Source organism: Staphylococcus sp. 231237_7MaSpsaltlick (genome assembly GCF_043107035.1).
The window spans coordinates 38,127-52,571 of the sequence record NZ_JBICNX010000010.1 but is presented as its reverse complement, the minus strand read 5'-3'; the positions used below and the strand labels follow the sequence as shown (position 1 = coordinate 52,571).

9 protein-coding genes are annotated in these 14,445 nt (G+C 33.4%); 7 read left to right on the top strand and 2 right to left on the bottom strand.

Annotated features, from left to right (window positions below; all coding sequences use genetic code 11):
* Positions 1-100 precede the first annotated feature (100 nt).
* From ACF91D_RS18510 to menI, 3 genes are all read left to right on the top strand, one after another.
* Positions 101-1,744, top strand: a complete 1,644-nt coding sequence (locus ACF91D_RS18510) for a BCCT family transporter (RefSeq protein WP_039066638.1) — start codon at positions 101-103, stop codon at positions 1,742-1,744.
* Positions 1,745-2,027: 283 nt separating this feature from the next.
* Positions 2,028-4,730 (top strand): aconitate hydratase AcnA, encoded by a 2,703-nt coding sequence (acnA, locus tag ACF91D_RS18505; protein ID WP_069793118.1) that lies wholly within the window; start codon positions 2,028-2,030, stop codon positions 4,728-4,730.
* A 350-nt stretch (positions 4,731-5,080) separates the two neighbouring features.
* Positions 5,081-5,539 carry a 1,4-dihydroxy-2-naphthoyl-CoA hydrolase MenI gene (gene menI / locus ACF91D_RS18500; RefSeq protein WP_039066635.1) on the top strand — a complete coding sequence of 153 codons (459 nt, stop codon included), beginning with the start codon at positions 5,081-5,083 and terminating at the stop codon, positions 5,537-5,539.
* Between the two features lie 212 nt (positions 5,540-5,751).
* Here the strand turns inward: menI and ACF91D_RS18495 are convergent, their stop codons facing one another.
* Both ACF91D_RS18495 and plsY read right to left on the bottom strand, forming a co-directional pair.
* Complete coding sequence (locus ACF91D_RS18495) at positions 5,752-6,048, bottom strand: HesB/YadR/YfhF family protein (protein ID WP_017724387.1); 297 nt, start codon at positions 6,046-6,048, stop codon at positions 5,752-5,754.
* A 294-nt stretch (positions 6,049-6,342) separates the two neighbouring features.
* Positions 6,343-6,951 carry a glycerol-3-phosphate 1-O-acyltransferase PlsY gene (gene plsY, locus ACF91D_RS18490; RefSeq protein WP_039066634.1) on the bottom strand — a complete coding sequence of 203 codons (609 nt, stop codon included), beginning with the start codon at positions 6,949-6,951 and terminating at the stop codon, positions 6,343-6,345.
* A gap of 200 nt (positions 6,952-7,151) precedes the next feature.
* On the opposite strand from plsY, the gene parE reads away from it, so the two are divergent.
* The 4 genes from parE (at position 7,152) to glcT (ending at position 14,229) form a co-directional block, all read left to right on the top strand.
* The gene (gene parE, locus ACF91D_RS18485) at positions 7,152-9,146 is read left to right on the top strand and encodes a DNA topoisomerase IV subunit B (RefSeq protein WP_172643863.1); all 1,995 of its coding nucleotides are present in this window, start codon (positions 7,152-7,154) and stop codon (positions 9,144-9,146) included.
* Positions 9,143-11,545 (top strand): DNA topoisomerase IV subunit A, encoded by a 2,403-nt coding sequence (gene parC, locus ACF91D_RS18480; protein WP_101094472.1) that lies wholly within the window; start codon positions 9,143-9,145, stop codon positions 11,543-11,545. Before parE ends, parC begins: the two co-directional genes overlap by 4 nt.
* Before the next feature lie 237 nt (positions 11,546-11,782).
* Positions 11,783-13,225, top strand: a complete 1,443-nt coding sequence (gene alsT / locus ACF91D_RS18475; protein WP_101094471.1) for a glutamine transporter AlsT — start codon at positions 11,783-11,785, stop codon at positions 13,223-13,225.
* 140 nt (positions 13,226-13,365) lie between these two features.
* Positions 13,366-14,229, top strand: a complete 864-nt coding sequence (glcT, locus tag ACF91D_RS18470; protein WP_039066628.1) for a glucose PTS transporter transcription antiterminator GlcT — start codon at positions 13,366-13,368, stop codon at positions 14,227-14,229.
* Positions 14,230-14,445 lie beyond the last annotated feature (216 nt).

The window sequence follows — 14,445 nt, the reverse complement described above, 5'->3', positions numbered from 1 at the left end:
ATTCTAATACGTGGTTAATACTTAAATAGAATCTTTTTGAAAAAATGAAAGTTCTATTTGGCTTGAAAATTTAATAGGATAAGAAAGGGAGTAATTAATTATGAATTCTTCTAGTAACCAACCTGATGGTAAGAAGATATCTCCTGTTTTTATCTATAGTGCGATTATCGTAGCAATTGTTGTTATTATTGGTGCAGTTTTACCGGGACAATTTGATTATGTTACGAATACGATTAAACTATGGATTACAGATAAACTTGGATGGTATTACTTAATTCTTACAACGTTTATAGTTTTCTTCTGTGTATTTCTAATTTTCAGCCCTATTGGGAAATTAAAATTAGGTAAACCAAATGACAAACCTGAATTTAACACAATTTCATGGTTTGCGATGTTATTCAGTGCTGGTATGGGGATTGGACTTGTATTCTACGGTGCAGCAGAACCAATGGCTGATTTTGCAGCTCCGCCAAATGCAGATCCAAAAACAACAGCAGCATATACAGAAGCATTACGTTCAACATTTTTCCATTGGGGATTCCATGCATGGGCAATATATGGTGTTGTTGCATTAGCACTAGCTTACGCTCAATTTAGAAAAGGCGAACCAGGACTTATTTCAAGAACATTACGTCCTATCTTAGGTAACAAAGTTGAAGGACCAATTGGGACAATCATTGATGTACTTGCTGTATTTGCTACAGTAGTAGGTGTGGCCGTATCACTAGGTATGGGCGCGTTACAAATTAATGGAGGTCTTAATTACTTATTCGGTATACCAAACAATGTTTGGGTACAAGCTATAATCATAGTTGTAGTAACAATCTTATTTATGATGAGTGCTTGGTCTGGATTGAGTAAAGGTATTCAGTATTTAAGTAACTTAAACATTAGTTTAGGTGCAATCTTGATGATTGCTGTGCTCATTATTGGTCCGACAGTATTGATTTTGAATATGATGACAAGTTCAACAGGGAGTTTGTTAAACTCATTCTTATTAAATACATTTGATACAGCGGCACAAAACCCTCAAAAACGTGAATGGATGTCTAGTTGGACACTTTACTATTGGGGTTGGTGGTTAAGTTGGAGTCCATTCGTAGGTATTTTTATTGCGCGTGTATCTAAAGGACGTTCTATACGTGAATTTATTGGTGGCGTACTGTTAGTACCGACACTTATAAGTTTCGTTTGGTTCAGTGTGTTTGGCGTATTAGGCATTGAAACTGGTAAGAAAAATCCAGAATTATTTGATATGACTGCTGAAACACAACTTTTCGGAGTATTTCATGAAATGCCAATTGGAATGATATTATCTATTGTAACTTTAGTATTAATTGCATCATTCTTTATTACATCGGCAGACTCTGCAACATTTGTACTAGGGATGCAAACAACTTATGGTTCATTAGAGCCATCAAATGTTGTCAAATTGACGTGGGGCGCTGCACAATCACTAATCGCCTTTGTATTACTATTTGCAGGTGGAGGAAATGGCGCAGAAGCACTGAATGCAATTCAAAGTGCCGCCATTATAAGTGCTTTACCGTTCTCATTTGTAGTAATTATGATGATGATTTCATTCTATAAAGATGCTAACCAAGAACGTAAATTCTTAGGTTTAACATTGACGCCTAATAAACATAGATTACAAGATTACTTACAGCATCAACAAGAAGATTATGAAGACGATATTATTGAACAACGTAAACCACTTAGAAATGCAGAAAAAGCAGATCAATAAAATCACTTTAGAATAAAAAGTTGAGTATCCATTTGGATACTCAGCTTTTTTTATTTATAAAATATAATGAGGAACATGTGACAAGAGGTTGATAATGATTCTCAATTGATAATAATAACTTATTACACACCAAAGTTAAGATAAGTTTTCCTTATACATACCGATTGAAAATTCAAATCTAAATTATAGATGTTTCTTGCCCTAGCTAGTTGTTTTAAAGGACATATAATTATACAATTTAAATAACGGCATATATATTACAAAAATTTCAAGGGGGATTTATATGGCTTCTAATATCAAACAGCAATCGAAAAAATCGTTCGAGTTAAATGGCAAATCATATACTTTTTATGATTTGAATACTTTAGAAGAACAAGGTTTAACGAAAGTTTCAAAATTGCCATATTCAATTAGAGTATTACTAGAATCTGTATTAAGACAAGAGGATGGCTTTGTAATTACTGATGAACATATTAAAGCGTTATCAGAATTTACTAATGGAACTGAAGGCGAAGTACCTTTCAAACCTTCTCGTGTTATCTTACAAGACTTTACAGGTGTACCTGCAGTTGTTGACTTGGCGTCATTACGTAAAGCAATGAATGATGTAGGTGGAGATTTAAATAAAATTAATCCTGAAGTACCTGTAGATTTAGTTATTGACCACTCAGTTCAAGTTGATAGCTATGCAAATCCAGACGCATTAGAGCGCAATATGAAATTAGAGTTTGAAAGAAACTATGAACGTTATCAATTTTTAAATTGGGCTACAAAAGCATTTAACAATTATAGCGCTGTACCACCAGCAACTGGTATTGTTCACCAAGTGAACTTAGAATATCTAGCTAATGTTGTTCATGCACGTGATGTAGATGGAGAAACAGTAGCTTTCCCTGATACATTAGTAGGTACTGACTCACATACAACAATGATTAATGGCCTTGGTGTATTAGGTTGGGGTGTAGGTGGTATTGAAGCTGAAGCTGGTATGCTTGGTCAACCATCATATTTCCCAATTCCTGAAGTAATCGGTGTTAGATTATCCAACGCATTACCTCAAGGTGCGACTGCAACAGATTTAGCTTTACGTGTAACTCAAGAATTACGTAAAAAAGGTGTAGTTGGAAAATTTGTTGAGTTCTTTGGTCCAGGTGTACAACACTTACCATTAGCAGACCGTGCAACAATTGCTAACATGGCACCAGAATATGGTGCTACTTGTGGTTTCTTCCCAGTAGACGAAGAAGCATTAAAATACATGCGCCTAACAGGACGTACTGATGAACAAATTGATCTAGTGAAAAAATATTTAGAAGAAAATAGCATGTTCTTTACTGTTGAAAAAGAGGACCCTGAATATACTGATGTAGTTGAATTAGATTTATCTACTGTTGAACCATCATTATCAGGACCAAAACGTCCGCAAGATTTAATTTTCTTAAGCGACATGAAGAAAGAATTTGAAAAATCAGTTACTGCACCAGCAGGTAACCAGGGTCACGGTTTTGATGAAAGTGAATTCGATAAAACTGCAACAATCGAATTCAAGGATGGTACATCAACTACAATGAAAACTGGTGATTTAGCGATTGCAGCGATTACATCATGTACAAATACATCTAACCCATATGTTATGTTAGGTGCAGGGCTAGTTGCTAAGAAAGCGGTAGAAAAAGGGTTGAAAGTCCCTGAATATGTTAAAACATCATTAGCGCCAGGTTCTAAAGTTGTTACTGGATATTTAAGAGATTCAGGCTTAACTGAATATCTTGATGATTTAGGCTTTAACCTTGTTGGTTATGGTTGTACAACTTGTATCGGTAACTCTGGTCCATTACTAGAAGAAATTGAAAAAGCAATTGCTGACGAAGATTTACTTGTTTCTTCTGTATTATCAGGTAACCGTAACTTTGAAGGTCGTATCCACCCATTAGTTAAAGCTAACTATTTAGCTTCACCACAATTAGTTGTTGCATATGCACTAGCAGGAACTGTGGATATCGATTTACAAAATGAACCACTTGGTAAAGGTAAAGATGGAGAAGATGTTTACTTAAAAGATATTTGGCCATCAATTAAAGAAGTTTCAGACACTGTTGATACAGTTGTTACTCCAAAACTATTTAAAGAAGAATATGAAACTGTATATAATAATAATGAAATGTGGAATGAAATTGATGTTACGGATCAACCGTTATATGACTTTGATCCTGAATCAACTTATATCCAAAATCCTTCATTCTTCCAAGGTCTTTCTAAAGAACCAGGCACAATTGATTCATTAAAAGACTTAAGAGTTATGGGTAAATTTGGAGATTCAGTAACAACTGACCATATTTCTCCAGCGGGTGCAATTGGTAAAGATACGCCTGCAGGTAAATATTTACTTGACCATGGCGTTCCTATTCGTCAATTTAACTCGTATGGTTCTCGTCGTGGTAACCATGAAGTAATGGTACGTGGTACATTTGCGAATATCCGTATTAAAAACCAATTAGCACCAGGCACTGAAGGTGGTTTCACAACTTATTGGCCAACAGGCGAACAAATGCCAATATTTGACGCTGCTATGAAATACAAAGAAGACGGCACTGGTTTAGTTGTTTTAGCTGGTAATGATTACGGTATGGGTTCATCTCGTGACTGGGCGGCTAAAGGTACAAACTTACTAGGTGTTAAAACAGTTATCGCACAAAGTTATGAACGTATTCACCGTTCAAACTTAGTAATGATGGGTGTTTTACCATTACAATTCAAAGAAGGCGAATCTGCGGATAGCCTTGGTATCGATGGTACTGAAGTTATTTCAGTAGATATTGATGAAAATGTAAAACCGCATGATTTCGTAAAAGTACAAGCTAAGAAAGAAAACGGCGATGTAATAGAGTTTGAAGCAATGGCTCGTTTCGATTCTAATGTTGAAATGGATTATTACCGTCATGGTGGTATTCTTCAATTAGTATTAAGAAATAAATTAGCTGAATAATTTTTAAGGTTAGAAGTATTAATTAAATAATAAAGATTTAGACGAGGCTGAGGCATATATAGATATGTCTCAGCCTCAAAATTATAATTAAAGACGTATAAATATGTGTATGATGCATTGCTTTAAAGTTATAACTATATTATAAATTTACGGATAGATTAGCCATATTTTGAAATAGCATTATCTTTAAGTGACGTAGGGTAAATGAATATAGAATAGGTAATAGGTTATAAGTAATTTTTCTCAGCATTCTAAGCGATAAACTGGTAAAATGCTATACTGAAATTTTTATGTTAATATTTAATAGTAAATAATATATAACATGAACAATTGAAAAGAGGACGTTTATAATGATTTACAGTATGACACAAATTGAATCACGCTATTCAGAGACTGATCAAATGGGTGTGATTTATCATGGTAACTATCCAACTTGGTTTGAGGTAGCGCGTACAGATTATATCTCTAAATTAGGTTTTAGTTATAAAGCCATGGAAGATTCAGGTATCATTTCTCCAGTTGTTGATTTGGATATTAAATATATCAAATCAATTTTTTATCCAGAAACGGTAAAAATTAAAACATGGGTTGAAAAGTATTCTAGATTACGATCTGTATATTGCTACGAAATATATAATGAAGCGGGAGAATTAGCTACCACAGGATCAACTACATTGACTTGTATTAAAAAAGAAGATTTCAAGCCAATACGATTAGATAGATATTTCCCTGAATGGCACGCTGTTTATAGCGACGTCGCTGAAAGAAATAAGTTAGGCGAGAATTTAGAAGTTATTAAAGGCATATAATGTAGGTGTTGCATTAAATCACTAGTATAGTGAAATGCTTAAGAGAATTAACAATACTAAAATTAAATTAAATAAAAAAGCGTTTGGGGGTACCCGAACGCTTTTTTATTACTATATATCATGATTTATTTAAAAATGTATAAATATTTCATACGCTTATTAATAAAATTAAAGCCAAATGAATTAGAAAACTCCATAGGACAATTTAAGATTTATTTAGTGGCATATGAAATTTCATCAATACTGTTACTAACATCAATGTATAAATTGTGGTCTTCAAAATACCATAAATCTTTTTCAGCGATTACGACATCTAGTCCATCGTAATGGTTTTCGTAACCAATTTCTACGTCATTTTTCTTGTCTACGCTGAAAGCGGGACTAAACCCTTGTTTTAATTGGAATTCTCCGCCATAACGTACAAAGAATTGTAAGACTTTGTCATCTTCTGGTAAATCTAGTTCTTCCTTAAACCAAGATACAGCATTATCTGAAAGTTCTATTTCCATAATAAAAGTCTCCTTTCGATCCATAAGCTTTCACTTATGAACGTTGGTTACTAATTTTTACATTAGTAATTTATATATTACCCACTTTGAGTAACGTTAAAAGTAGTATAACATAATTTTTCAATTAATTTCGATAAATGATTTACGAAAATATGAACTATAGAAATACTATGATAAAACATTGTTTACGTAGTATAATAGATACAATGTTAAAAAGCTGGAAACATCTTAATGTCCCAGCTTAGCGTTTGTTTGAAAAGTTTATTTGTTTTTATACTGCGACTTTTGTAATAGTTACATCCATTTTATTTTAGGCTCTTCACCTTTAAATATTCTTACAATATTAGTACGGTGCCTAATTATCAGTAGCACGCCTACACCAATACTAACAACAAAGAGGATATAATCTCGAATTAATAATGCACCAATAACACAACAAATTGATGCAATGATACTTGAGAGTGATACATACTTTGTTAAATATAATATTCCAAAGAAAATTACTGCTAATATTAATAATAAGACAGGATTAACTCCTAGTATGACACCAGCACTTGTAGCAACGGCTTTACCGCCTTTAAAACCAAGATAAACTGGATATACATGACCTAGAATCGCGAAAGCACCTACGATAAGTCCATTTGTGAAAAATGTACTAATTGTACCTTCCGCATGAACAGGCAACCATAGTGGGAAAAAGACAACAATAAATCCTTTAAAAATATCTAGAAAAGTAACTAAAAACCCTGTAGGTTTCCCTAGTACTCTAAAGCTATTTGTTGCGCCAGTATTGCCACTACCAAATTGTCGAATATCTTTTTTGAAAAATAATTTACCTATTACATAGCCACTTGGAAAAGCACCAATGAGGTAACTTAGTATTAACATGATTATAATCATCATATATAATCCACATCCTTTAATGACATTAAAATTATTTTACCACATAAGACCATCATAATACGAATAAAAATTTTAAATGAAAAGCATTTATCTATTGAAAATTGATTTGATACTTGCAATTTATCAAGATTTATATAAGAATAACTAATGTATAGTTTTAAAAACGAACGTACGTTTGTAGGAGGGCGAAACGATTGGCAATGAATAAAAAAAATAATTATTCGGATGATTCCATTCAGGTACTTGAGGGACTAGAGGCCGTTAGAAAAAGACCTGGGATGTATATTGGTTCTACCGATAAACGTGGATTACATCATCTAGTATATGAAGTTGTCGATAATTCCGTCGATGAAGTATTAAATGGTTTCGGTAGCGAAATCACTGTTACGATAAATAAAGATGAGAGCATTACTATAGAAGACAATGGACGTGGAATGCCTACTGGTATTCATACTTCTGGAAAACCTACTGTTCAAGTCATTTTTACGATACTTCATGCAGGTGGAAAATTTGGACAAGGCGGATATAAGACTTCTGGTGGTTTACACGGTGTTGGTGCTTCAGTTGTCAACGCTTTGAGTGAATGGTTAGAAGTTGAAATTTATAGAGATGGTAACATATATACTCAAAGTTTTGCAGATGGCGGGAAACCAACAACTGGTTTAAAAAAACATGGTAAGACTAAAAAGACTGGTACTAAAGTAACATTTAAGCCAGACCCAGAAATATTTAAAGCATCTACGTCATTCAATTATGAAGTTTTAAGTGAAAGGCTACAAGAATCAGCATTTTTACTTAAACGTTTGAGAATCACTCTAAAAGACTTAAGAGCAGGCAAAGAACGTGAAGATATCTTCCATTATGAAGATGGTATTAAAGAATTCGTTGCTTATGTCAATGAAGGGAAAGAAGTATTACATGATGTAGCAGATTTCTCTGGGGAAGCTAATAATATTGAAGTGGAAGTTGCATTCCAGTATAACGATCAATATTCAGAAGGTATATTAAGTTTCGTTAATAATGTGCGTACAAAAGATGGTGGGACACATGAAGTTGGATTTAAAACAGCTATGACCCGTGTGTTTAACGATTATGCACGTCGTATTAATGAATTAAAAGATAAAGATAAAAATTTAGATGGTAATGATATAAGAGAAGGTTTAACTGCGATTATTTCAATTCGAATTCCTGAAGAATTGTTACAATTTGAAGGACAAACTAAATCTAAGCTGGGCACACCTGAAGCCAGAAGTGCAGTAGATTCAGTCGTAGCTGACAAACTACCGTATTATTTGGAAGAAAAGGGTCAATTATCTAAATCATTAGTTAAAAAAGCTTTAAAGGCGCAACAAGCTAGAGAAGCAGCGCGTAAAGCTAGAGAAGATGCGCGTTCAGGTAAGAAAAATAAACGTAAAGATACTTTGCTATCTGGTAAGCTTACACCTGCACAAAGTAAAAATACGGAGAAAAAAGAATTATACCTTGTCGAAGGTGATTCAGCGGGTGGCTCTGCAAAGTTAGGTCGTGACCGTAAATATCAAGCGATTTTACCGCTTAGAGGTAAAGTAATAAATACTGAGAAAGCACGCCTTGATGATATCTTTAAAAATGAAGAAATTAATACAATTATTCATACTATTGGCGCTGGTGTCGGTAATGAGTTCAAAATTGAAGATAGTAACTATAATAGAATCATTATTATGACAGATGCCGATACAGATGGTGCGCATATTCAAGTGTTATTATTAACATTTTTCTTTAAATATATGAAACCATTAGTTGAAGCTGGCCGTGTATTTATTGCGTTACCACCACTTTATAAACTTGAAAAAGGTAAAGGTGCATCTAAAAAAGTAGAATATGCTTGGACAGATGAAGAATTAGAAAAATTGCAACGAAAATTAGGAAAAGGTTTCTCATTGCAACGCTACAAAGGTCTTGGTGAAATGAATGCTGACCAATTGTGGGAAACGACTATGAACCCTGATACAAGAACATTGATTAGAGTGCAAGTTGAAGATGAGTTACGTTCATCTAAACGTGTTACAACACTAATGGGTGACAAAGTTGCACCAAGACGTGAATGGATTGAAAATCATGTCGAATTTGGTTTACAAGAACAACAAAGTATTTTAGATAATAATGAAATTCAAATATTGGAACAGGAAGCGCCTAATGAGGAGGAAGTAAATTGAGTGAAGTAATTCAAGATTTATCGCTAGAAGATGTTATTGGCGATCGTTTTGGTAGATATAGTAAATACATCATTCAAGAGCGTGCATTGCCAGACGTTCGTGACGGTCTCAAGCCTGTTCAAAGACGTATTTTATATGCAATGTATTCAAGCGGTAACACTTACGACAAAAATTTTCGTAAAAGTGCTAAAACTGTCGGTGATGTTATAGGCCAGTATCATCCACACGGTGATACGTCTGTATATGATGCGATGGTGCGTTTAAGTCAAGGATGGAAACTACGTCATGTACTTATAGAAATGCAAGGTAATAACGGTAGTATCGATAATGACCCAGCTGCTGCAATGCGTTATACTGAAGCAAAATTAAGTCGTCTCTCAGAAGAACTTTTAAGAGATATTAACAAAGAAACTGTGCCATTTATGCCAAACTATGACGATACGACAATGGAACCGATGGTCTTGCCTGCAAGACTTCCTAATTTATTGATAAATGGTAGTACTGGGATTTCTGCTGGTTATGCTACAGATATTCCACCACATAACCTAGGAGAAGTGATTCAAGCAACACTTAAATTTATTGATAACCCGGACATAACAGTGAATCAATTGATGAAATATGTCAAAGGCCCTGACTTTCCAACAGGCGGTATTATCCAAGGTGTGGATGGTATTAAGAAAGCTTATGAATCAGGTAAAGGGAAGATCGTAGTTCGTTCGAAGGTTGAGGTTGAAGAATTAAGAAATGGTAGAAAACAACTAATTGTTACAGAAGTACCTTATGAAGTTAATAAGAGTGCATTGGTTAAAAAAATGGATGAATTACGTGCTGATAAAAAGGTTGATGGCATCGTCGAAGTTAGAGACGAAACTGACCGTACAGGATTACGTATTGCAATCGAATTGAAAAAAGATATTAATAGTGAAGCCGTAGCTAATTTCCTTTATAAAAATACAGATTTACAAGTTTCATATAACTTTAACATGGTTGCTATTAGTGAAGGACGACCAGTATTAATGGGTATTCGTCAATTTATAGATAGTTATTTAAATCATCAAATTGATGTTGTAACGAAACGTACACGTTATGAACTAGACCATGCTGAGAGTAGAATGCACATCGTTGAAGGTTTAATGAAAGCTTTATCTATATTAGACGAAGTGATTAAACTTATTAGAGCTTCAAAAAATAAAAAAGATGCTAAAGATAATTTGGTAGCTGAATATGACTTTACTGAAGCTCAAGCGGAAGCGATAGTGACATTACAATTGTATCGTTTGACGAATACAGATATTGTTCAGTTACAACAAGAACATGATGAATTGAAAGCATTAATTGAGCGTTTGAGAAATATTTTAGATAATCATGATGCATTATTAAATGTAATTAAAGAGGAATTAACCGAAATTCGTAACAGATTTAAACAAAATCGTCTATCCTCTATAGAAGCTGAGATTTCAGAGATTAAAATTGATAAAGAAGTGATGGTTCCTAGTGAAACTGTGATTATGAGTATTACTAAACATGGTTATATTAAACGAACTTCATTACGTAGTTTTAATGCAAGTGGCGTAGGCGAAGTAGGTACTAAAGATGGCGACTCGATTATGAAATATGAAGAAGCCAACACTTTAGATACAGCGCTAGTGTTTACAAATAAAGGTCGCTATCTATTTATACCAGTTCATAAGTTAGCTGATATAAAATGGAAAGATTTAGGGCAGCATGTCTCTCAAATTGTGCCACTTGATGAAGGCGAGCACGTTATAAACGCTTATTGTGAAAGTGATTTTAAACCAGAAGCGTTTTATATATTAGCGACACGTAATGGGATGATTAAAAAGAGTAACGTATCCATGTTCAAAACAACACGCTATAATAAACCACTCGTTTCCATGAAATTGAAAGACAATGATGAAATTATAAGTGTTATGCGTATATCAGAACCGCAATTGATTACTGTGGTAACAAATAAAGGCATGTCGCTTACTTACGATAGTGATGAACTTTCTGATACAGGCTTGAGAGCTGCAGGTGTTAAATCTATTAACTTAAAAGATGAAGATCATACGGTATTAACAGATATTGTAACTTCAAATAATACGATATTAATGGCGACACAACGTGGATCTTTAAAACGCATCAGCTTTAAAGTGTTACAAATAGCTAAACGTGCCCAACGTGGTATTACATTATTAAAAGAATTGAAGAAAGCGCCACACCGCATTATAGACGCTGCAGTCATTCAACCAGACCAAACAACTTATACAATATACTCTGACAAACAGCAAGAAACTGGCTCAATAAAAGATATCCACTTATCAGAACAATATACAAATGGTAGCTTTATCGTAGATACTAGCGATTTCGGTGAAATAAAAGATTTAGAAGTAAAATAAAATATCTTATAAAAAATTGTTAGTAAATACAACTGTATAGTGATAAAATACCAGTTAGGTGCAATAAATAATTAAAAAAGAGGTTTATAGCGTAAGGAAAAGATGTGTTTAGTTATTGTTATTCATATTTTTCCACTTAAACTCATAGTAATAATTTAAGGTGTATTACTATGAATATAGCTATAAATCTCTTGCTCTAATTTTGAAATTAAATATACATAGATGAGAGGGATTAAATTGAGAGATTTTGATAGTTTAATTCCAGATTGGTTCAAAACATTTGTTCAAGTCGGGAATGATTTAATCTGGTCGCAGTATTTAATTGGATTGTTAATAACAGCCGGTATATTTTTTACAATTGGCTCAAAATTTGTTCAATTAAGATGGATTCCAGAAATGTTTCGTGCAATTGGTGAGAAACCTGAAACTTTAGATAATGGTAAGAAAGGGATTTCACCATTCCAAGCATTTGCAATTAGTGCTGGATCTCGTGTTGGAACTGGTAATATTGCGGGGGTTGCAACTGCAATTGTACTTGGTGGCCCAGGAGCGGTATTTTGGATGTGGATTATTGCTTTTATCGGTGCTGCTAGTGCTTTTATAGAAGCAACTTTAGCTCAAGTGTATAAAGTTCCTGATGAGGACGGTGGCTACCGTGGAGGCCCAGCGTATTACATAACTAAAGGTTTAAATCAAAAATGGCTAGGTGTTGTCTTTGCTGTGCTAATCACAGTTACATTTGCATTTGTGTTTAATACAGTTCAGTCAAACACAATTGCAGAATCTTTAAAGACGCAATATAATATAAGTCCAATTGTAACTGGTATTATTTTAGCAATTGTTACAGCTGCTATTATTTTTGGTGGTGTGCGTAGTATAGCTAAATTATCTTCAATAATCGTACCATTTATGGCAATTATTTATATTGGTTTAGTTGCTGTGATATTGTTATTTAATTATGATCAAATTATACCAATGATAACAACTATCGTTAAAAGCGCGTTTGGATTTGAGCAAGCAACTGGTGGTGCAGTTGGAGCAGCAATCCTTCAAGGTGTAAAACGTGGCTTGTTCTCGAACGAAGCTGGTATGGGGTCAGCACCTAATGCTGCTGCGACAGCTGCTGCGCCACACCCAGTGAAGCAAGGTTTAATTCAATCGTTAGGCGTATTCTTTGATACAATGTTAGTTTGTACTTCTACAGCAATCATGATTTTACTATACACAGGTTTAGAATTTGGAAACAATGCAGCACAAGGTGTTGCTGTTACACAATCTGCTCTAAATGAACATTTGGGTAGTGGAGGCGGTATATTCTTAACAATCGCTATCACATTGTTTGCCTTTTCATCTGTAGTAGGTAATTATTACTACGGTCAATCTAATATTGAATTTTTATCTAAAAATAAAACTATATTATTTATATTTAGATGTTTAGTTGTTGTGCTAGTATTTGTTGGTTCAGTAATTAAAACTGAAACTGTTTGGAGTACTGCCGATGTATTTATGGGCTTAATGGCAATTGTTAACTTAGTGGCGATTATAGGATTATCAAATATTGCTTTTGCCGTTATGAACGATTACCAACGTCAGCGTAGAGCTGGTAAAAAGCCTGTTTTCAAACCTGAAGAATTAGAAATTAATTTATTTGGTATTGAAAGTTGGGGCATGAAAAAATAATTAAATATTATTTATATTAACATACAGAGCCTTTCAAATAGATCACTTATTAGTGGGAATTTGAAAGGCTCTTTTATGTCTTTCAATTTTTGAAAATCCACTATATAATATTGAATGACAGAAAAAGAAGGATGATTCATGTGAGTGATTACCTGATAACTAAGGTTTTAAATAATAATGTTATTATCTGTAAAAAGGCACAAGAAGAATATGTGCTCATTGCTAAGGGCATTGGTTTTAATAAAAAAAGTGGCATGACTTTGCAAGAAAATCAAACAGTTGAGAAAACGTATATTTTAGACCAAAAGTCTCAACAAGATCATTATAAATCACTGGTTGAGCAAGCTGATGACACATTAATTCAAGCAGTCATTGAAGCTGTTAATATTATAACGAATTCAGTAATGAAGGTAGATAATCAAAAATTGGTCATATCTTTAACAGATCATATTATATTTGCATATAATCGATTGAAACAAAATCAATTAATAAATAATCCTTTTGTTGTAGAGACAAAGCAATTATATACTGAGGCATATGGTATCGCTGAGAAAGTAATCGATCGTTTAAACCATGTATTAGATGTGAATTTTCCAGAAGATGAAATAGGTTTTATAGCGTTACATATAGCTTCTAATACAGAAACTTTATCTATACGTGAAATGGAACTGATTAATCGTTTGATTAATAAAAGTATATTTATTTTAGAACATGATTTAAAACAAGAGATAGAAAAAGACACAGTCCAGTACCAACGCTTTATTAGACATATTCAATTTTTAATTAAAAGATTGAGAACTGGTGAAAATTTGCAGAAAACAAATGCTTTTGAAGAGTTATTGAAAACTCAGTATCCTTTATGTTTCAATATCGCTTTGAAAATAATGAAAATGTTGCAACAGGAATTGGGCATTAAAATATATGAGGCTGAAGTTATTTATTTAACTTTGCATGTCTACCATTTTATGATTGATGCCGACCATACTAACGAAACTAATGTTTAAAGTTTATAGCTAGTGTTTGCTATTCAGAAAATATAAAAAATGAAGTCAGGTCGTCAAATGTACTTTAAATATAGGCCTATATAAAAATGCTAGCTTGGGATAATTTCAGAATGAAAGATACGACAACACTATATTATGGTGCTGTCGTATTTTTTTCTAATAATAATTAATTTAGAATTTTCCTTAAGGCAAAATTGCGTTTTTGTAAAAAAATAA